This window comes from Caryophanon tenue (genome assembly GCF_001700315.1).
Lineage (GTDB): Bacteria > Bacillota > Bacilli > Bacillales_A > Planococcaceae > Caryophanon > Caryophanon tenue.
In genome coordinates this window covers 67,082-88,879 of record NZ_MASJ01000014.1, presented here as the reverse complement: position 1 = coordinate 88,879, position 21,798 = coordinate 67,082, and the positions used below count along the sequence as shown (strand labels likewise).

Here is a 21,798-nt window from a genome sequence, read left to right as displayed (position 1 = left end):
TATGTTTTTTTCTGAGAAAATGGTGGAAACGTGAACGTAGTCAAATATTTGGAAGGATTTTTCTTTCATGAATGTAGGAACTTTGCTAAAATGAATTTTTGTTAAGTAGCGACACTGTACGTACAAACAACATTGACACGTCGCAACGGTTCGTATACGATTAATAATAGTATTTATAGAACGAGTGTTCGGAGGTTTTGAATTTGGCGAATAAACAAGTGCAACATGCGTACAATGATGACGCAATTCAAGTATTAGAAGGGTTAGAAGCAGTTCGTAAACGTCCAGGGATGTATATTGGTTCAACAGATGCACGAGGACTACATCATCTTGTGTATGAAATTGTCGATAATGCAGTCGATGAAGCGCTAGCAGGCTACGGCTCACACATTATCGTGAAAATTCATCAAGATAATAGTATTTCAGTGCGTGACTATGGACGTGGTATGCCTACAGGGATGCATAAAATGGGAAAGCCAACGCCAGAAATTATCTTTACGGTGCTTCATGCAGGCGGGAAATTTGGGCAAGGTGGTTATAAAACAAGTGGTGGTTTACACGGGGTCGGTTCATCAGTTGTAAACGCACTTTCAAGTTTTTTAGAAGTAACAATTTGTCGCGACGGTAAAAAATTTAGACAGCGTTTTGAAGATGGCGGAAAGCCTGTAACGACATTAGAAGAAATCGGCAATACGCGTGAAAGTGGCACAATGGTTCACTTTTTACCGGACGCTACGATTTTTTCAACGACAAAATTTAATTTTGACACGCTTGCAGAACGTTTACGTGAATCGGCATTTTTACTAAAGGCATTAAAAATCGAGCTAATTGACGAACGTCAAGAAGAAACGGCACATGATGTTTATTTTTATGAAAACGGCATTGAAGCGTTTGTTGAATATTTGAATGAAGATAAAGATGTCCTGCATCCGGTGAAATATGTAGATGGTATACAAGATGATATCGAAGTGGAGTTTGCTTTCCAATTTAACGATGCGTATTCTGAAACGATTTTATCATTCGTAAACAATGTGCGTACGCGTGATGGTGGAACGCATGAAACAGGTGCTAAAGCTGCGATGACGCGTGTGTTCAATGATTATGCACGTAAAACAGGCTTATTAAAAGATAAAGACAAAAACTTAGAAGGTACAGATATTCGCGAAGGCTTAGCGGCGATTGTGTCGGTACGTATTCCTGAACATTTACTGCAATTTGAAGGGCAAACAAAAGGAAAGCTCGGCACATCTGAAGCACGTTCGGCAGTAGATAGTGTCGTATCTGAAAAGTTATTATATGTGCTTGAAGAAAATGCAGAGCTATCTGCAAGCCTCGTACGTAAAGCTATTCGTGCGCAACAAGTGCGTGAAGCAGCTCGTAAAGCGCGTGAAGATGCGCGTAACGGCAAAAAAAATAAAAAATCATCGACGTTATTGTCAGGAAAGCTGACACCTGCACAGTCACGCAATGCGCAAAAAAATGAGCTGTATTTAGTAGAGGGTGACTCAGCGGGCGGCTCGGCAAAACAAGGGCGTGACCGTACATTCCAAGCGATTTTACCACTGCGCGGAAAAGTGCTAAACACCGAAAAAGCGAAGCTCAACGACATCATGAAAAATGAAGAAATTTCAACGATTATTCATGCGATTGGTGGCGGTGTAGGACCTGATTTTAATGTGGCGGACGCGGCGTACGATAAAGTCGTTATTATGACCGATGCCGATACGGATGGTGCGCATATTCAAGTGTTATTGCTGACATTCTTCTACCGCTATATGCGTCCATTAATTGAAGCAGGGAAAGTGTATATTGCTTTGCCACCGCTTTATAAAGTGTCTAAAGGTACAGGGAAAAAGCAAGTTATCGAGTATGCATGGACGGAAAAAGAATTAAGCGAAACGATTCGTAAAGTCGGTAAAGGCTATATGTTACAGCGTTATAAAGGGTTAGGTGAGATGAATGCCGACCAATTATGGGATACAACGATGAATCCTGAAACGCGTACATTAATTCGTGTAAAAATTGACGATGCCGTACGTGCAGAAAAAAGTATTAATACACTTATGGGCGATAAAGTAGAGCCACGTCGTAAATGGATTGAGTCAAATGTCGATTTCAGTATGGAAGATGATGCGAATATTTTAGACAATGACTACATTCATCATGATGAGGAGGACGCACAAGGATGACAGTTGAAAAATTTCAAGATTTACCATTAGAAGAAATCGTAGGGGATCGTTTTGGCCGCTACTCTAAATATATTATTCAAGACCGTGCGTTACCGGATGCGCGTGACGGGTTAAAGCCGGTACAGCGTCGTATTTTATATGCGATGTATAGTGAAGGGAATGTGTCTGATAAGCCATTCCGAAAATCAGCCAAAACAGTTGGTCATGTTATCGGTAACTTCCACCCACATGGTGATTCATCGGTATATGAAGCAATGGTGCGTATGAGCCAAGATTGGAAAGCGCGCCATTGTTTAATTGAAATGCACGGCAATAACGGTTCTGTTGACGGTGATCCAGCAGCCGCAATGCGTTATACAGAGGCGCGTTTATCGGGCATTGCAGCTGAACTATTACGTGATATTCAAAAACAAACGGTGGACTTTGTGCCGAACTTTGATGACCAAGATATGGAACCAACTGTGTTGCCAGCACGCTTCCCGAACTTATTAGTGAATGGTTCTACAGGGATTTCAGCGGGGTACGCAACGGATATTCCACCGCATAATTTAGCGGAAGTATTGGATGGTGTGTTGCATCGCTTGGATCATCCACAATCGACAGTAGATGAACTTATGCAGTTTATTAAAGGACCAGACTTCCCAACAGGCGCGATTATTATGGGTGCAGATGGTATCAAAAAGGCATATGAGACAGGCCGAGGCAAAATTATCGTACGTTCAAAAACAACGATTGAGCCGTTAAAAGGCAATAAAGAGCAAATTGTGATTACAGAATTGCCGTATGAAGTGAATAAAGCAAATTTAGTCAAGAAAATTGACGAGCAACGTCTAGATAAGCGTTTAGAAGGTATTTCAGAAGTGCGTGATGAATCAGACCGCGAAGGCTTACGCATCGTTATTGAGCTAAAGAAAGATGTAAATGCGCATGCGATTTTACAATATTTATTAAAGGTGACGGACTTACAAGTAACGTATAACTTTAATATGATTGCGATTCATAATCGTCGTCCAACGATGATGACATTGCCATTAATGCTAGATGCGTATATCGACCACCAAAAAGAAGTGGTGACACGTCGATCAACGTATGATTTACAAAAGGCAAAGGACCGTATGCATATTGTCGAAGGTCTTGTGAAAGCATTATCGGTGCTTGATAAAGTGATTGAAACGATTCGCTCGTCAACCGATAAACGTAACGCAAAAGACAATTTAATCGAGCGTTTTGCATTTACGGAAATCCAAGCAGAAGCAATTGTGAGTCTGCAGTTATACCGTTTAACAAATACAGATATTACACAGCTTGAAGAAGAGCAAGAGCAATTGCGTAAATTAATCGATAAGCTAGAAGGTATTTTATCAAGTGACCGTCGTTTAGTAACGGTGCTGAAAAATGAACTGAAAGATGTGCGTAAACGCTTTGAAAGCCCGCGTCTGTCAGAGCTTCAAGCAGAAGTCGAAGAAATTAAATTAACGATGGATGTGCTTGTCCCGTCAGAAGAAACAATTGTGACGGTAACGAAAGATGGTTACGTCAAACGTACAAGTCCTCGCTCATACAATGCATCAAACGGTCAAGATTTCGCGATGAAAGACTCCGATTATTTACTGTTAGAACAAAGTATGAATACACAGCACCATTTACTGTTGTTCACGAATAAAGGGAATTTTATGTACCAGCCGGTATACGAATTACCAGATATTCGTTGGAAAGACCTTGGACAACATATGTCGAGCATCATCACGCTCGATAAGGACGAGGAAATTATTCAAGCAATTGGTTTAGAAAACTTTGATGAACGTGATGCCTTTATTGTGACAGCAACGAAAAATGGTCAGATGAAGCGTACAGCATTAGCAGACTATAAACTAGCTCGCTATAATAAAGCTGCGAAAACGATGAATGTAAAAGCAGGCGATGACATGATATACGCAGCAGTTGTACTTGCCGAGCAAGAATTGCTTGTGCTCGCGAATACAAGTTATGCAATTCGTTTCCCACTGGATGACATTCCAGCGACAGGCTTACGTACAGCTGGTGTGAAAGCATTTGCGTTAAAAGATGATGAAGTAATTGCATCGATTCAAGCAGTTGATAAAGAAAGTGATGATGATCTTGTAATTATTACGCAGCGAGGCAATGTGAAACGCATGGCCGTACGCGAAATTGAAGTAGGAACACGTGGTAAACGCGGTGTCGTGACACTGAAAGAGCTAAAAGCGAATCCACATCGCATTTTTGCGACACTGATTGTTCGTGCAGGGCATACGATTGAATTGCATACAACAGCCGGTGTGAAAGAAACGATAGCAGTGATGTCATTAACACGTACCGACCGTTACTCAAACGGTTCAGCGAAAGTAGATGTACCAGCAGAAGGCGAATTATTATATGTAAAGCGCTCGTAAACGAAAAAGAGACGAAAAAGCCAAACGTTGTGTCGATGACATTGCGTTTGGCTTTTCAGTCTTTAGCATGAATTTTATAAAAAAAGGCGACGTTTTCACTCGGAATAAGATACAATGAAGCCAACTTCTTAGAAGAAAGGGTTGGGTTCATGTGATGAAAGACAATTTTACGTTTAAAAATGGGGTAACGGTGTCAAACCGTATTGTGATGGCACCGATGACGATTTCTGCCTCGACAGCGGATGGTCGTGTGTCAGATGAAGAATTAGTGTATTATTATCGCCGTGCAAAAAGTGGGATTGGTATGATTATTACGGCGTGTGCATATATTATGGATAATGGGATTGCGTTTCCAGATTCACTGAAAGTTACACAGGATGACGATATTCAAGAGTTAGCGAAAGTTGCGAAAAGTATTCAAGATGGCGGTGCGAAAGCGGTGCTGCAAATTTATCATGGTGGACGTATGGCCAATCCGAAGTACCAACTAGGAAAAGAAGTCGTGTCAGCAAGTGCGATTGCGGCGCCTCGTCCGAATATGCCAACGCCACGCGCCTTAACACATGAAGAGATTGAAGCGTTAATTACGGCATTTGCGGAGGCAACAAGACGTGCTATTGAAGCAGGCTTTGATGGCGTTGAGTTACACGGAGCAAACACGTATTTATTACAGCAATTTGTCTCTCCGCACTCAAACCAGCGTGATGACGAATGGGGCGGTAATGTGGAGCGCCGTTTTACATTCCCGTTACGTGTTGTCGAAGCATGTGCACATATGATTCAAGAATACGCGAAGAAGCCATTTGTATTTGGCTACCGTGTATCACCGGAGGAGCGCGAAGAGCCCGGTATTACGATGGACGACACACTCGCATTTGTGCGTGCACTTGCGAAGACACCATTGGACTACGTTCACGCATCAGTGGGTAAGTTCGATGGTGGCTCGATGCGTGATGCAGAAGATACAACATCACGTGTTGCACTGCTGCAACAAGCCGTTGGTGAAGAGTTAGCTGTTATTGGCGTAGGTGCTTTACAAACGCGTGAGCAAGTCGAGGAGGCATTAGCGACTGTGCCACTTGTGTCGCTTGGGCATGCGTTGATTTATGACCCAGATTGGTATGAAAAAATGGCACTCGGTTTAGATGACGCGGTGCATACGATGCTATATACTAGCAAAAAAGATGAATTAGATATTCCGCAGTCACTTTGGGAGATGATTACAACAATCCCAGGTTGGTTTACGGTTGCACAGGAGGAAAAATAGGATGTCAACAATTGAAGTAGAAATTTGGTCGGATTATGTATGTCCGTTTTGTTATATTGGGAAGCGCCAATTAGAGCAAGCGATTGCTGCAACAGGTTTAACAGGGAAGGTTGATGTAAAGTTAAAGGCATATGAGCTTGATCCAACAACGCCAAAAGATTCAATGGAGCCGGTGCATACGGTTTTAGCACGTAAATACGGCACAACACCTGAAAAGGCGAAGGAAATGTCACAAGGTGTTGCAGCACGTGCAGCCGAAGTTGGCTTACAGTATGATGTGGATGGGATGCTAAATCAAAACACATTAGATGCACATCGCCTTGTAAAATATGCCGAGACCGTTCATAAAGACGGCGAGTTTGCGGAACGTTTAATGAAAGCTTATTTTACAGAGGGACAAGCGATTGGACAGCATGATGTGCTTGTGAAACTCGCATTAGAAGTAGGTCTAAACTTAGATGATGTGCGCGCAGTATTAGCGGATACGAAAATGTTTAGTACAGATATTGAGCAAGATAAGGCAATTGCACAGCAACTACAGGTGCGCGGTGTACCGTTCTTTGTCATTAATAAAAAATACGGCATTGCAGGCGCGCAGCCACAAGAAGTATTCAACGATACGTTACGTGAAGTGGCAAAAGAGGAAGGGATTACACCTGGTCTAATTCAAAAAGGTGGCAATGCGGACGTTTGTGGCGATGACGGCTGTAGTATTTAATATCAAACACAGATGAGCCGAGGTATTACTTTACATTGAGGTCATAGCAATTGGCTCGTATGTGACAACAGAATCATCGACTTTTACGGGCGTAATGGGAGCGGAGTATCTATTTTTTCAGCTTTCGCGAAAAGGTTAGATGAAGTCACGCTCGCTAAATGCGTCTGCTATGCGGCGTAGCACACAAAGCAGAAACATATCCTTCAGCAGTTATCGTTGCTGGAGGGTATTTCTTTTTGTCCCAGTTTTTTTACGTTTATATTTCATCAATCATCTTGTTAGAAATGTTTTGGATTGTCAGAATTGCTGAACTACTATTGCAAATTTGACAAATCAAAGGATTTTTATGAAAAAACGTAGTGGAAAGAGGGCAAAACTGTTTATAATAAACGAAAGGATGACAACGCAATGGGAGGAATTTGAACATGAATAGAGCACAGTTTTTAGAGCAGGAACCGCATTTCCATATCATTGCGGAAAAGATTAAAGAAGTAATTGTCATTATGAATGCAGAAAAAGAGCATTTATATATTTCACCAGGCTTGTATACAACATTTGGCTATGATGTCGAGACGTTACAACGTGCACGTGGTTTCGTCAATATTTATGAAGCGGATGTTGAAACATTTGCGAAATGGTTTGAACAGACGATTACTGAGAAAGCATCGAGCTTTTTAGAAGTACGTTGTTTACACGCCAAAAAGGGCTGGGTTTGGACACAAATTCACGGCACACCTGTCTATGAAGGTAGTGAGTTTTCACATATGGTCATGGTCATTCGTGACATTTCGGTCGAGAAAGAATTAGAAGAACAATTAGCGCTATATGCGTATGTTGATAAATTAAGTGAGTTGCCAAACCGTGTGGCATTATTAGAAGATTTAGAAGTGTTGCTACGTAATGGTGAGCAGGAGCGTATTCCATATGCGGTATTAATGTTAAATATTGATGATTTCAAACGCATTAACGAAAAATACGGCTATGATTTAGGAGACGAAGCCATTCGTTATGTTGGCAGTGTACTCCAAAGCTTTGTATCAGACGATGTAAAAGTGTATCGTTTAGCCGGGGACGAATTTGTCATTAAAGTGCTGCATGCGAACGCTACAAAAGTACGAGAGTTATTACATGCGTTAACAGCGCGTTTAGAAGCACCGGCAACAATTGATGATGTGACGTTAACAATTCCAGCGAGTATGGGTGGTATTATGAGCCATCATTATGACTACACAGCGACACAGCTTTTAGTTGAAGTAGATGAAGTTGTACATAAAGTAAAGCTATCTAGCACACACGAATATCAAATCGCGATGATTTAATGATACGAATAAGAGCTTGAGATAGAAACCTATTTCTGATGAAAATGCGCGTATTGAGATGAGAAAAATATGCTGGTGTGTCCCAATACAAGCGGTGACTTCAGCCCCAAAAGCAGAAAATATCCTTCAGCAGTTGTCGTTGCTGAAGGATATTTCTTTTGGTCCCAGTCTGCTTTTTTAACCACCAATAAACAATGTCATTTGTGCAATGCCGATATAATGGGCAGGCGTCATGACAGGATGTTCCTGCATGACTTCGAGCGTCATTTGAAACGTTTCTGTTTGCTCGTCAAATGCGGAGTTCCAGCGCGCGTATTCCGTTGTAGCATCTTTAAAAATGGACCAATCATCAATGTTTTTATGCAATTCCATTTTCATGCCGTCTTCACGATGAATATGCAATTCAGGAATCATGACGAATTGGCCGTCATATGAAATTAAAAACTTCATTTCTTTATCCCGCGCATTGTAAATAATACGGCGTTTACGTGCATATTTTTTGATCGTAAATAGCTGTTCACCTTGTAAATCATGCACATCGTATTGTACAAAATAGCGGAAATCAAGTGCCGCGTCTAAAATTTTTTTCAGTTTATTGCTGTATACACGATTATACGTGAAAACGTTTTGTCCTTCACATACAACGGGTACAGGTGCAGTGGAATCAATATTTGTCGATTCCGTATACGTATAAATAGTCATCTTTGTCCCTCGCTTTGAAACTTTAGTATAGCAAATTCAGTAGGGGGATGAAAGTAATGGAGGTTAGGATATGAAATGGTTTGAACAGCAAACAATTTTAGCAAGCTTTTTTCGTACATTATATAAAATTCCCGGTGTGAAGGTAGACCGCGATGCATTTTTAACGAAGCACTTTGAAAAGTCGCCACAGTTAGCACAAATTTTACTAGATGGGCCACTTGCAGCAGGTGTGCCACAAAAAGAAGTGAAGCGTTTAGCAAAGCGATTAGTTGGCAAGCGTACGCGTCAATCGACAACGCTATCGTTTGGAGCAGGTTTACCGGGTGGCTTTGCGATGGCTGCAACCGTGCCAGCAGATACATTGCAGTTTTTAGGTAATGCGTTAAGGCTCGCACAGGAAATGGCGTATTTATACGGCTACCGTGATTTTTGGCAACTGCAAGATGAAGCACGAAAGAATGATTTATTATTACTACTTGGCACAATGCTACAAGTAAAGGGTGGCGCGGCTGCGATGCGTTTATTAACGACGCGTCATACGGAAATTGTGAGCCGGAAAATTTCATTTAGCGAAATGGAAAAGGCGATGTATTGGCCCATTTTAGGCGAAATTGCGACCGTTATTATCGAAAAGATTACGAAAAAAACGATGGCAAGTGGCGTCACGAAATTTATTCCGCTAGCAGGTGGATTTTTATCGGGCGGTATTACGTATACAGCACTAAGCAATATGGGCGATGCGCTATTAGCAGCGTTTGAAGCAGGTGTTGGCTATGATACGGCGAAAATGGAAGCGGATATTGCGGACATTAAAACACATATTGCCACAGCTGTTCCGCATGATAATTTGTAAATTTTAGAATATAAAGGTATAATATATATTACTGGAAACGGCTAGGAGGGAATCTTGTGACCATTTTATTAGCAGAAGCAGTGAAATTAAAAAGTATTTTACTTAAAAAACAACAAGAATTAACGCATGAGCGTCATCGTGTGGCGTTTAAAGTTATCGAAAAAGGGCAAAGCCCGGTACGTGAAGGACGCACTTTAGCAGATGTTGAGCATGAATTGCGCTTGATTCGTGCAGATATACGGAAATTAGACCGCCTTGTATATGAAGCGAATGTCCGTCATACTGTGGCCTTTGACGGACAAGCGTTTGCGATTGTTGAGGCGATTGAACTTGCGAAGCAGCTACGTATGGAAGTCGACGAGGCGAAGGAATTTGCGATGGCGGAGCAAGAAGAGCTACAATACGGTTATAGTGAAGCGGTGCAAGTATATAAAGTGGCATTATTTGACCCAGAGCATTATCGTAAACAAGCAGATGAATTAGAGAAAAAAGCACATAAATTATCAAACTTAATTAATGCCAAAAACTTTACGGTATCGATTGATTTTGATGATAGCCGTTATATGTAAACCTAGGGCGGTGAGACTCCAAACTAGGCTTTCATGTCCGCATACAACGACTTTAATCGTAAAGAAAAACCAATGACTCATTACCTGTTCAATTGTTACATGTGACCAATGACCAACTATGTCCATGGCGACCAATTAAACTAAATGCATAGGCATCTCTTGTGCGGCATGAAAGAAGCTGCTGAAAAAGGAACTCCTTTTTCGGCAGCTTTTTTTCGTTATACGTAGGCTTGGAAATAAATTTTACGCGCAATTGTTTCCAAATGTTGTTGCGATGTGACAACACATTTATGTTTCATGTGCTGGCGTTTTAAATAGTCAAAAGCACGTTCATACAGGCTGTGACTAGCGTAGCTTGTAATGAACACAACAATATCGTATTGTTGTAATTGCTTCACATCAAACTGCTGTTTCTCAGGGCTAATGCAAAGTACATCTTGCACAAATGTTTTGGCAATTTGCTGATGTAAGTTCTGATGCCCACCGATAAAGGCGATACGTAAATCAGCAATTTGCTCAATATAGGTTTGTTTCGTGTTCGTTGTTTCAGTTGCTAACTCTTGTTGTAATGCTTCGAGCGTTTGTTGCATCGCTGTGACCATTTTTGCAGCGGTTGTTGTTTGTCGTTGCTGTTTTGCTTGTTCAAGGGCGTGTTCTAACGCCTCATTGTGCATTTCAAGTGTATGCAACTGCTCATATAAGAAGGCGATTTGCTGCTCGCTTTGTGTATGATTGGACGCTTGTTGCTCATAATGTGTGAGCCGTTGTTGAAGCTCGGTTAACTGTTTGGTAAGATGTGTAATTTGCTGCGCAAGTTCTTTTTCTTTTGGCGATGTTTTCGCGGCTTTCACCGTCGTTTTTTTCACGGTAATGGGCGCAATGGTTTCAACTGGACGTTGTAAATAGGCAATGAGTGCATGTTGCAGTATGACATCAACACTTGCATGTTGCGACGTAAATGCCTCTACTTGCTGTGCTGTAAAGGCTGTTGTCGCGACAAAATGTGCTACATCAATTTGCTGCTGACGTAAAAGTTCATACGTGCTCGCTGGAATTTCTGTGAGCATCACAAGAGAAGACAACGGTATCGTTGCAGGTTGTTCGCTAAAGAGATTTGTATACGTCATCGCTTGCTCAATCGTATCGAAGCGCTGTTGTGTACGATTTGCACATTGTGTAAGTCGCTCATGCCAAATCAATGGCTCGATTTTCGTGCGTTGTGCCTGTAATTGCTTTAATTCAAATAATGTTTCGATAAAATCAATAATAGTGCATAATTGTTCGTTTGTATAAGGCGTTATTGCGATCGCTGCTGCGTATTCATATGCGGTTTCTTGCTGCGGCGTCGTACGTTCTAAAGCACGAAATAATGGACGAAGGACGCTATCATTATATAAAACGCTTCGAAGCATATATACATAATCATGAATTGTTTTTTCGTGTAATGTGCTTTTTAGCCACGTTTGTAATTGTGTGAAACGCTGTGTCGCTGTGCCACGTCCAACATGGTAGGTTGCTACTTGCTCGCAAAACGGTGATGTGAACGCATCGTGTACAGGGGCGTGTTTATGCAAATGCTCCTGTAGTGAAGCACCAGCGGAAGGCCATGTTGCAACGGCATACATTCCTTGAACGGCCAATTGCTCATAAATCGTTTGAATCATGTTAAAACTCCTTTAGTACAACGAATATTGGAAGAAATTCGCCAGTTTGTATGTCTATGTTATCGAAAAATGGGGTAGAAGGAAAGAATATATGACAAATGTAAATTGACGTTTTCAGTGGAAGCAGTAAAATAAAAGCGAGAAAGGAACGTGAATACATATGAAACTTTATACAGATAGTGCATGTGACTTACCATTAACTTATTTAGAGGCACATGACATTACTTTATTTCCATTACGTGTGGAGTATAATGGACAAGATTTAGCAGACCGTGTTGAAATTACACCACAACAAATTTTCGATATTTTAGAACAAGGTGGACAACCGAAGACATCACAAGTGTCACCAGAAACATTTTTAGCTGCATTTACAGAGCAGGCAAAAGCAGGTGAAGAAGGCGTCTATATCGCGTTTTCATCAGGCTTATCTGGAACGTTTGCGACAGCGGTTATGATGCGTGAGCAAGTGAAAGAGACGTATCCAGATTTTTCATTACATATTATCGATACAAAATGTGCATCATTTGGACAAGGTTTTGTCGTAAAGGAAGCGGTGCGTTTACGCGAGGCTGGTGTCACAGCAACTGCACTTGCCGAGCAACTAACAGCCTATGCTGCGTCGATTCAGCACGTTTTTGCAGTTGATGATTTAGACCATTTAGCGCGAGGTGGACGTTTATCAAAATCAACAGCGTTTGTTGGAGGTTTATTAAATATTAAGCCCATTTTAACGATTACCGATGAGGGATTAATTGATACATTAGATAAAGCACGCGGCAAAAAACGTGCCTTTAAGCAAGTTGTAGAACATGTGAAAGCACGCGGCGGTGATTTCACATCGAAGACAATCGGTATTGCATATACGGGTGACGTGGCGATTGTCGACGAATTGAAGGCAGTCTTAACAGCAGAGCTACAGCCAAAAGATTTTGATGTCACAACAATAGGTGCGGTAATTGGCTCACATGTTGGCTTAGGTGTCTTTGCACTATTTTTTGAAAAATAATTTAGTGCGGAGGCAAACAACCTTTTGGTGCGATGAAAGAAACTTCTTTTTTCATACCTGCTAAAAAGTGTTACAAATTCAGCGATAGATAAACAAAACCACGGCGAACATGACATGCGCCGTGGTTTTGTTGTATTTACAGAACGGTTCTGTCCCATTCTGCTATATTCGCTAAAAGCCACTTATAAAAACTGTAGCCGACCTTGTAAATGCGCGATAATTTTTTCAAGAGGTTCGTGATGTTGCGGATTTATTTGTGCAGCGCGAAGTTGTGCAAGGGATTGCGTGAAATAACCGCGTTGTTCGATAAAATTATGTTCATGTGTTAGTAACGCTTCAAGTAATGACGCATTCATTTCTAAGTGAAATTGGAAGCCGAGCACCCGGTCACTATATAAAAAGGCTTGTGTGTCACAAAATGGTGTTTTATAAAACACCATGGCACTTTGTGGTAGTTGGCATGTCTGGCTATGCCAATGGAATGGTACGAGTTGCTGTGGAAATAGCCCAAATGGTAATGTTGGATAAGTGGCTTCAACTGGGAAAAAGCCAATCTCTTTGCCTGCCGGATTTGGGTGTATTTGTCCGCCGAGCGCACGAGCGACAAGTTGTGCACCAAACCCGAAGCTGAGTACTGGACGTTTTTGCTCAATTGCTGCTGTTAGAAAAGCTTGCGCAGCACGTACCCAATGCTCGTCATAAGAAAGAGGTTCAGGCCCACCAAGCACAATAATCAGTCCAATATCCGCGATTGCTGGATATTGTTCAACCTGTCTTGTGAAAATGACGTCTGCTTCAACTATGTCGTGTATAACACCGCCATGCCAATAATCAGTATGCTGTAGTATAATTGTTTTCATCCATTTGACTCCTTTACATTGTTATCAGGTAGGCGATATGTTCTCTATATAAGCCATCTAGTCGTATTATAACTGATTTTTTGCTATAATCTTAGAGGTAGTATGAGAGCGGAAGGATTGGAGAGCAACAATGAAACAATACAAACATTTATTATTCGATGTCGATGATACATTATTAGATTTTGATTCGGCAGAACTTGGCGCATTACCACTTGTCTGTAATGATTACGGCATTCCGTATTCAGAAGAAATTCGTCAAGTATACCGTGATATTAACGAGGAGTTATGGGGCGCGCTTGAAATTGGACGTGTAACGCGCCATGAGCTATTAACAACACGTTTTACACGTTTATTCGAAACGTTTGGCTATACGGTAAATGGGGCAGAAGCGGATGCACGTTACCGCGATTATTTAGTCGTTGGACAACAGTTTGTGCCACATGCAGATGAAGTCATTCGAACATTATCTCAATCTCAAAAATTTGACTTATATATTGTGACAAATGGTGCAACGGATACACAACATAAACGTTTACGTCATGCCGGCATTCATGGGCACTTTAACGATATTTTTGTATCAGAGCAAACAGGCTCACAAAAACCGATGCCTGCCTTTTTTGACTATGTATTTGAGCGCATTCCACAATTTAATGCGAACGAGACATTAATTATTGGTGATTCTTTCGGTGCAGATATTGTCGGAGGCCACCATGCTGGCATTGACACATGCTGGTTAAATGCAAAAGGAAAAGAGCCTACTGTTAATATTCCGGTTACGTATGAAATTGACAATTTACGCGAACTATATACCGTTTTAAATATTAAACAAACTGTATAAACATTCTAACGAGAGCACCTATAAAGCTGTGCTCTCGTTTTTTTATTAATTGTAATATCACACGATTGTGACATGTATTTTAAGAGAATAACACAAAAAATAATGAATTTATCCTAATTATCTTGTGAGTTTTTATACAAAAATGTATGATAATAAATAAATTCAAAGTCTTTTCTGATAATACTGACATTGACTTGTGATGTAATGGAGGAATTGTAATGACAAAAACACGTATTGGTATCGTAGGGTACGGAAACTTAGGTCGCGGTGTTGAAGCAGCGATTACACAAAACGAAGATATGGAATTAGTGGCCGTCTTTACACGTCGTGATCCCGCTGGTGTAACAATAGCAACAGAAGGTGTAAAAGTAGACCATGTTGACAATGCAGAAAGTTATAAGGATGCGATTGATGTAATGATATTATGCGGTGGTTCAGCAACGGATTTACCAGAGCAAGTACCACATTTTGCACAATGGTTTAACACAGTCGATTCATTTGATACACATGCTAAAATACCAGCATTTTTTGAAGCAGCCGATACAGTAGCAGCGAAAAATGATACAGTAGCAGTAATTTCAGTTGGGTGGGACCCAGGCTTATTCTCATTAAATCGTCTATTAGGTGAAACGGTACTACCAGTTGGTCATACATATACATTCTGGGGCGACGGCTTAAGCCAAGGTCACTCGGATGCGGTACGTCGCGTAAACGGTGTCAAAAATGCGGTACAATATACATTACCAATTCAAGACGCAGTAGATCGTGTACGTTCAGGTGAAAATCCAGAATTAACAACACGTGAAAAGCATGCGCGTGAATGTTTCGTTGTAGTAGAAGAAGGTGCAGATGAAGCGGCTATTACAAAAGAAATCGTTGAAATGCCAAACTACTTCGCTGATTATGATACGACAGTACATTTTATTTCTGAAGAAGAATTTAATGCCAACCATACAGGTATGCCGCATGGTGGATTTGTGATTCGTTCAGGTGAATCAGGTGCAGGCGACAAACAAATTTTAGAGTTTTCATTAAAACTAGGCTCTAACCCGATGTTTACATCAAGTGTGCTTGTTGCATATGCACGTGCAGCACATAAATTAGCCGTGAAAAAAGATTTCGGTGCAAAAACAGTATTTGATATTCCATATGGTTTATTATCACCAAAATCACCAGCAGATTTACGTAAAGAGTTACTATAAAAGTATTTTAGCTAAATAGTATGGCATAAACGTGTCTCGCTTTAGTTGAATTCGTACAGCTAGACCATTATTAATCGCTTAGGTGCGAAATGAAAAAGTGGCGAATCGAGAATAATCTCTCGGTTCGCCACTTTTTTCGATAACTTATGCGTTTAGTTGTGCACCTAAAAACTTTGCAAGCTCTAGCATACCGTATGTGCCGTGTAATGCTTCAGCATCTGCATTGTAATTTGTGTTTGTATTGACGTCGTATGAATATGTGTTTCCATCTGCATCCACGATATATTCGATACCTGCTACATCGATGCCACTCGCCGCTAAAAACTGCTCGAATTTTGCTGTTAACTCAGGATGCGCGTTATCGACTACTTCGAATTTCATTTTTTTCTTCGGTTGTTCACCAACTGGGCAGAATAAGTCACCAATTTGGCAAGCATCTGCTGGACAAAGTTCAAAACCTTCAGATGTGTCAACACGTACAGAGTACATATATTGCCCACCGATAAACTCTGCGCGTGTAATGAACTGCTCAGGTGATGTTATATATTGTTGAACAAGTGTAATGCCATCTACAGGTTCTTCAAAACGCTCGCTGTTAAGATATTCTTCAAGTGCAGCAATTGAGTAAAATAATTGTACACCTAATCCCTTACCAGCGCGGTTATGTTTTGTAATGAATGGGAAGATATTCAGTGATTTTGCGGCTTCGACAATACGTGATTTTCCAACAGCGACAACAGTTTTAGGTGTTTGAATGCCGAAACGTTCAAGCTGCGTGTATTGTTTTACTTTGCTTACTTCGTATGTTAATGCTTCTGAACCGTTAAAAACTGTGCGTCCGTGGAATTCTAACCATGTAAGGACAGCAGCTGTTAATTCAGGAGCGAAGCGATGGTTACGTGTATGTGATGAAGCACTCATACGGCTATAAAAAATACCTTCAGGCGGTGCTTCTTGTAAATTGACAGTACCTTCGTCTAAGTACCATAACTCGTATGGTAAATTAAGTTCTTGTAATCGTTTTTCTAAATGCATTGTCCACTCATTATTTTCATGAATGACATAAATTTTCTTCGTCATCGTATGCCCACTTTCTTGGATGTAAGTCATAGTAAATATATATGCTTTATTTTATTATAAGTTGTTATGTCAAAATAGCAACAATTTTGAATAATGATTAGGATGAAAAGACATACGTCATCTTCACTAGAAACATCATAACGTGTACAAGTGGTGGGCGAAGTAGTACTGTGTAAAGAGAAGGTAGAGGTGAAAGTCATAATTATTGAAATTGACGGCTATAAAGGGCAAGTTTTTTTGGAAGGCGCTTCGTATACAAAAGCACAGCTCGACATGATGTATACGAAAGCAAAACGTATTGCTACGTATAATGAAGCACTGGCACTTTATTTTTGCCAGCACTACGCGTTTCGCCTTGTCGATGAGGTGTCACATGTTGATTTTCGAATTGATACCGATACATCGCTTATTTATGCACCGCATTATTAAAAGAGGCTAGGAAAAAAGAAATATCCTTCAGCAACGACAGCTGCTGAAGGATATTTTGCTGTTTTTCGGCTTTTGTGTAAAGCCTTTTTCATTTTGAACGATTATGCTTCTAATGATGTATATTTATCGCTTGTATTAAATTTCTTCACAACGTACGGACATACTGCTTTCATTTTATAATGATGTTCACGTGCATATTGCGCTGCGGCATCTAGTAGTTGCTCGCCCATATTTTGACCACGTAAAGAGCTATCGATAAATGTACCATTCATAATCATAATATTGTCTTCTAAATCCCATACGATGCGCCCTACTTGTACACCTTCTGCATTATTTACTTCAAATCCACGTTCGTTTGCCATTAATTGAATTGCCATATGTTCGTCTCCTTTGTATATAACATTACGTTTATTGTAAAGTGTTCAAGAATCAGTTGTAAATCATTTTCGAGTTCGCTACGATGAAAACAGCATACGGGAATGAGGGGATTTTATGGAAACGCAATGGATTACATTAATCGGAGCACGGCAGCATAATTTAAAAAATATTTCGTTACGTATTCCAAAAGGGAAGATTACGGTATTTACCGGTGTGTCAGGGTCAGGGAAGTCGTCCATTGTATTCGACACGATTGCACAAGAGGCAGGTCGGCAGTTAAATGAAACGTATAGCAATTTTGTCCGCAATTTTTTGCCGAAATATGAAGCACCCGCGATTGATGCTATTCACAATTTATCACCTGCTGTTGTCGTTGGACAGGAGCGACTTGGCGGGAATGCCCGTTCAACAGTAGGGACGATTTCTGATATTGCGCCACTACTACGTGTATTATATTCACGCTTTGCAACGCCATCGCTACAAACAGCTAATATGTATTCATTTAATGACCCACAAGGTATGTGCGAAATATGTGAAGGTATCGGAAAGCAGTTGACGTTAAATGTAGATACCTCGTTAGACATGGCGAAATCATTAAATGAAGGCGCGATTTTATTGCCAGGCTACGGTGTTGACACGTATTATTGGGGCTTGTATGCACAAAGTGGCTTTTTTGATAATGATAAGCCGTTACATGCATACACGGAGGAAGAATGGCAGCAATTTTTATACGGTGCCGAACAAAAAATTCATATTACGCATAGTACCGGAGAATTTAACGGGACGTATATGGGGCTTGTGTATCGTTTCCGCAGAGCGCTTCAGCAACAAAAAGAGCTATCGGAACGGGAAAAGAAAAAGCGCGAGCCGTTTATGATAACAGCAAAGTGTGATGCCTGTAACGGTAGTCGTTATCGCCCAGAAGTATTAGCATCTCAGCTACATGGCTATTCGATTTATGACTTGAGTGAATTACAGTTAACGGAGTTATCAAAGGTGTTAACAAACTTTACAGACCCGCAAATGGAAGCGGTTATTACACGCATTTTACAACGTGTTCACAGCTTAATTGATATTGGGCTAGGTTATATGAGCTTAAACCGCGAGACAGCTACACTTTCGGGTGGTGAATCGCAGCGCGTGAAAATGGTGAAATATTTATCAAGTACATTAACAGGTATGCTCTATATTTTTGATGAACCGAGCACAGGTTTACATCCACGCGATGTGTACCGTCTAAATGATTTATTACGCCAAATTCGTGATAACGGAAATACAGTGCTTGTCGTGGAGCATGACGCAGATGTGATTCAAATTGCTGACTATATTGTCGATGTAGGTCCTGGCGCAGGTATTCACGGAGGGACCATTTTATTTAGCGGACCATATGAACAGTTTAAAGAGAATGGCTCGATTACAGCACAAGCGTTAAATACGCAAACACCACTGAACGAAAAACCGCGTGCTGTGACGACCTTCTTAACGTCTTCAACGAGTAGTCTTCATAATTTGCAGCAAGTGGCATTACACGTACCTGAACGTGTGCTAACGGTTGTAACGGGTGTTGCCGGGTCGGGGAAAAGTACACTTGTACATGATGTATTTGCAAACGAGCATGCGGAGGCAATTGTTATTGACCAACAGCCGATTCATACAAATGTGCGTTCAAATGCAGCGACTTATTTAGGGATGATGGACAAGATTCGGAAGTTATTTGCAAAAGAGAATGATGTAGAGGCAGCCTTGTTTAGCTATAATTCCAAAGGTGGTTGTAAAGAATGTGGCGGCAATGGCTCCATTACGCTCAATTTATCATTTTTAGATAATGTTGAGCGTGTATGTCCGAGCTGTCGTGGCGAGCGATATGACGAACATGTATTAGCATATACGTATAATGGTAAAAACATTGTCGAGGTACTGGCGATGGATGTCGAAGAAGCGCTTCAATTTTTCAGTGCAAAAGATATTGTCAAAAAGCTGCAAACATTACAGCTTGTTGGCTTATCGTATATGTCTTTGGGCCAACCTTTGTCGACATTTTCAGGCGGTGAATGCCAGCGTCTGAAGCTAGCGAAGGAAATGAAAGAGGATGGGCAATTATATATTTTAGATGAACCAACGACAGGACTACATATTCGTGACGTTGCGACGTTAATGAATATGTTGCATCAGCTAGTAGATGCTGGGAATACCGTTGTCGTCATTGAGCATCAAACTGATGTCATTCGCCAAGCGGATTGGATTATTGATTTAGGTCCAGAAGGTGGCAGTGGAGGTGGTCATATTTTATTTGAAGGGCCACCGCAAGACTTACTTGCCTGCTCAATGTCCATTACAGCGAAATATATATAAAGAAAAAGCGCCTTGTCCAATGTTTTGGACAGGGCGCTTTTCTTGTTACACATGAATCGTTGGTTGTAATGTTTCGACGATAATACTATTAATCGCATTAATATAGGCAAGTGCTGATGCTCGTAAAATATCGGTATCCGCCGCTTTACTCATATAGGTTTCACCATTGTATTCAAGAGTGATCTTTACTTTACCAAGTGCTTCTTTGCCACGTGATACACTTGAAATATTATATTCGACGAGCTTCGCATCAATTTTTGTCACAGATGCAATCGCAGAATATAGCGCATCGACTGGACCAGTTCCAACTGCACTTGCTGGAATAACATCGGCACCGCGCGTTAAACGAATAGATGCAGATGGGAATGTTGAGTTTGAAATGACTTGCAAGTCTTGTAAGTCATAAAACGCATCACTAAATGCAGTCGTCGATTCATTTGTTGCAGAGTCTGTCGCTTCATAATAGCTTTCGACAATCACATATAAATCATGGTTATACACTTCTTTTTTTGCATCAGCAAGCTGTAAAAACTTCTCGAAAATTGCTTCGAAATCATCTGTTGATTGTGGCGCAATACCTAGTTTTTCAAGAGCATTTTTCACAGCGTGTCGACCTGAACGAGCTGTTAAGACAAGCTCCATATCTTCTAAGCCAACATCTTCTGGGTGCACAATTTCATACGCATCACGTGATTTTAATAGTCCGTCTTGGTGAATACCTGATGAATGTGCAAATGCGTTGTCTCCTGTAATCGCCTTGTTCACTTGTACATCTAAGCCCATAAAGCTTGAAACAAGACGAGATGTGTTTATAATTTCACGCGTATTAATACCTGTCGTCGCTTCATAAATTTGGTTACGTGTTTTTAGTGCCATCACCACTTCTTCAAGAGCCGCGTTTCCGGCACGTTCACCGATACCATTAATGGTTACTTCCACTTTATCTGCACCATTTTTTACAGCTGCTAGCGTGTTGGCTGTTGCCATACCTAAGTCATTGTGGCAGTGTACCGATAAAATAACGTCAGGATTAACATTTTTCATGCGGTCATTTAAACGATAAATTAAGTGACCCCATTCTTCTGGCTCTGCATAACCAACTGTATCTGGCACATTAATCATCGTTGCGCCAGCTTTCATAACGGCTTCGATAGTTGTCCATAAATAATCAAAGTCAGAGCGAGATGCATCTTCTGTTGAGTATTGGACTTGTGGACATAATGTACGCGCATATTTCACAGCATCTACGCCGATTTGTAAAATTTGATCTTTTGATTTACTGAATTTTTTTTCGACATGAATATCAGATGTGCCAAGCACCATATGAATCATTGGGTTTTGTGCATATTTCACCGCTTCGTATACGCGGTCAATATCATATTGTACGGCGCGAGCAAGCGCTGTAATCATAATATCTGATGTGTTGCCGACACGCTCTGCAACAGCACGCACCGCATCAAAATCACCTTGTGAAGAAGCAGGGAAACCAGCTTCGATAATGTCAACACCAAGCTTTTTTAATTGTTGGGCAATCTCTACTTTTTCGTATAAGTTTAATTTTGCACCTGGTACTTGTTCACCATCACGTAATGTCGTATCAAATACTAAAATTTTTCTTGTCATAATTGCCATCTCCTTTGAATGTATGTGCTTTGCTACTATCATATAAAAAAGCCCGCCTCTATCCATAAACGGATAGAGACGAGCTTGAACTCGCGGTACCACTCTATTTGGACAAATTTGTCCCAACTTAAGCGTTCGGTAACGTGAACGACTCCGATTGTAACTACTATGACTTCGCTACAATAGCTCATGGACGAGTTCAAATTGTGTCACTACTAGCTTTCACCAGCCGCTAGCTCTCTACAAGTTGACAAACAATTTTACTACTTCCAGTCAGTGCCTGTTATTGTCACCTAGTGTAGCGGATAATGAAATGCTTTGTCAACAATATTTTGAAA

Annotated in this window: 18 protein-coding genes and 1 other annotated feature; of the genes, 12 read left to right on the top strand and 6 right to left on the bottom strand. The window is 40.8% G+C overall.

The genetic code is table 11. The annotated features are described in order from the left end of the window. The first annotated feature begins 203 nt into the window (after positions 1-203). The 5 genes from parE (at position 204) to A6M13_RS08585 (ending at position 7,904) form a co-directional block, all read left to right on the top strand. Positions 204-2,189, top strand: coding sequence for a DNA topoisomerase IV subunit B (gene parE / locus A6M13_RS08605; protein WP_066545003.1), 1,986 nt, complete (start codon positions 204-206; stop codon positions 2,187-2,189). Further along, positions 2,186-4,600: a DNA topoisomerase IV subunit A gene (gene parC, locus A6M13_RS08600; protein WP_066545002.1), complete on the top strand. Its 2,415-nt coding sequence runs from the start codon at positions 2,186-2,188 to the stop codon at positions 4,598-4,600. The genes parE and parC overlap by 4 nt, the downstream gene beginning before the upstream one ends. Positions 4,601-4,754: 154 nt before the next feature. After that, on the top strand, positions 4,755-5,867 hold the full coding sequence (locus A6M13_RS08595) for an NADH-dependent flavin oxidoreductase (protein WP_066545063.1): 1,113 nt from the start codon (positions 4,755-4,757) through the stop codon (positions 5,865-5,867). Positions 5,868-5,877: 10 nt separating this feature from the next. Continuing rightward, on the top strand, positions 5,878-6,585 hold the full coding sequence (locus A6M13_RS08590; protein ID WP_066545061.1) for a DsbA family oxidoreductase: 708 nt from the start codon (positions 5,878-5,880) through the stop codon (positions 6,583-6,585). 425 nt (positions 6,586-7,010) lie between these two features. Continuing rightward, the gene (locus A6M13_RS08585) at positions 7,011-7,904 is read left to right on the top strand and encodes a sensor domain-containing diguanylate cyclase (protein WP_066545001.1); all 894 of its coding nucleotides are present in this window, start codon (positions 7,011-7,013) and stop codon (positions 7,902-7,904) included. Positions 7,905-8,081: 177 nt separating this feature from the next. Here A6M13_RS08585 and A6M13_RS08580 read toward each other — a convergent pair whose 3' ends face one another. Beyond that, the gene (locus A6M13_RS08580; RefSeq protein WP_066545000.1) at positions 8,082-8,606 is read right to left on the bottom strand and encodes a tubby C-terminal domain-like protein; all 525 of its coding nucleotides are present in this window, start codon (positions 8,604-8,606) and stop codon (positions 8,082-8,084) included. Positions 8,607-8,676: 70 nt separating this feature from the next. On the opposite strand from A6M13_RS08580, the gene A6M13_RS08575 reads away from it, so the two are divergent. Together A6M13_RS08575 and A6M13_RS08570 are read left to right on the top strand one after the other, a co-directional pair. Next, on the top strand, positions 8,677-9,459 hold the full coding sequence (locus A6M13_RS08575) for a hypothetical protein (protein WP_066544998.1): 783 nt from the start codon (positions 8,677-8,679) through the stop codon (positions 9,457-9,459). Positions 9,460-9,515: 56 nt separating this feature from the next. Next, positions 9,516-10,028, top strand: coding sequence for a hypothetical protein (locus tag A6M13_RS08570; protein ID WP_066544997.1), 513 nt, complete (start codon positions 9,516-9,518; stop codon positions 10,026-10,028). Positions 10,029-10,246: 218 nt separating this feature from the next. On the opposite strand, the gene A6M13_RS08565 is transcribed toward A6M13_RS08570, so the two are convergent. Then, positions 10,247-11,692 (bottom strand): hypothetical protein, encoded by a 1,446-nt coding sequence (locus A6M13_RS08565; protein ID WP_066544996.1) that lies wholly within the window; start codon positions 11,690-11,692, stop codon positions 10,247-10,249. Positions 11,693-11,852: 160 nt separating this feature from the next. On the opposite strand from A6M13_RS08565, the gene A6M13_RS08560 reads away from it, so the two are divergent. Next, positions 11,853-12,698, top strand: a complete 846-nt coding sequence (locus tag A6M13_RS08560; protein ID WP_066544995.1) for a DegV family protein — start codon at positions 11,853-11,855, stop codon at positions 12,696-12,698. Positions 12,699-12,880: 182 nt separating this feature from the next. Here the strand turns inward: A6M13_RS08560 and A6M13_RS08555 are convergent, their stop codons facing one another. Beyond that, entirely contained in the window at positions 12,881-13,558 is a 678-nt protein-coding gene (locus A6M13_RS08555) for a type 1 glutamine amidotransferase (RefSeq protein WP_066544992.1), read from the bottom strand. A 130-nt stretch (positions 13,559-13,688) separates the two neighbouring features. Between A6M13_RS08555 and A6M13_RS08550 the strand changes: the two genes are divergently transcribed. Further along, a complete protein-coding gene (locus A6M13_RS08550; protein WP_066544991.1) occupies positions 13,689-14,396 on the top strand; it encodes a YjjG family noncanonical pyrimidine nucleotidase in 708 nt (235 codons plus the stop codon). Positions 14,397-14,614: 218 nt separating this feature from the next. Further along, positions 14,615-15,598 carry a diaminopimelate dehydrogenase gene (locus tag A6M13_RS08545; protein WP_066544990.1) on the top strand — a complete coding sequence of 328 codons (984 nt, stop codon included), beginning with the start codon at positions 14,615-14,617 and terminating at the stop codon, positions 15,596-15,598. A gap of 144 nt (positions 15,599-15,742) precedes the next feature. Here the strand turns inward: A6M13_RS08545 and A6M13_RS08540 are convergent, their stop codons facing one another. Then, positions 15,743-16,678: an ATP-grasp domain-containing protein gene (locus A6M13_RS08540; protein ID WP_066544989.1), complete on the bottom strand. Its 936-nt coding sequence runs from the start codon at positions 16,676-16,678 to the stop codon at positions 15,743-15,745. Positions 16,679-16,867: 189 nt separating this feature from the next. Between A6M13_RS08540 and A6M13_RS08535 the strand changes: the two genes are divergently transcribed. Beyond that, a complete protein-coding gene (locus tag A6M13_RS08535) occupies positions 16,868-17,107 on the top strand; it encodes a hypothetical protein (protein WP_066544986.1) in 240 nt (79 codons plus the stop codon). Between the two features lie 101 nt (positions 17,108-17,208). Here A6M13_RS08535 and A6M13_RS08530 read toward each other — a convergent pair whose 3' ends face one another. Further along, a complete protein-coding gene (locus tag A6M13_RS08530) occupies positions 17,209-17,484 on the bottom strand; it encodes a GNAT family N-acetyltransferase (RefSeq protein WP_066544982.1) in 276 nt (91 codons plus the stop codon). 115 nt (positions 17,485-17,599) lie between these two features. Between A6M13_RS08530 and A6M13_RS08525 the strand changes: the two genes are divergently transcribed. Continuing rightward, complete coding sequence (locus tag A6M13_RS08525; protein WP_066544981.1) at positions 17,600-19,837, top strand: ATP-binding cassette domain-containing protein; 2,238 nt, start codon at positions 17,600-17,602, stop codon at positions 19,835-19,837. A gap of 45 nt (positions 19,838-19,882) precedes the next feature. Here the strand turns inward: A6M13_RS08525 and A6M13_RS08520 are convergent, their stop codons facing one another. Then, entirely contained in the window at positions 19,883-21,460 is a 1,578-nt protein-coding gene (locus A6M13_RS08520) for a 2-isopropylmalate synthase (RefSeq protein WP_066544979.1), read from the bottom strand. A 71-nt stretch (positions 21,461-21,531) separates the two neighbouring features. Further along, positions 21,532-21,746, bottom strand: a binding site (T-box leader). Between the last annotated feature and the right edge of the window lie 52 nt (positions 21,747-21,798).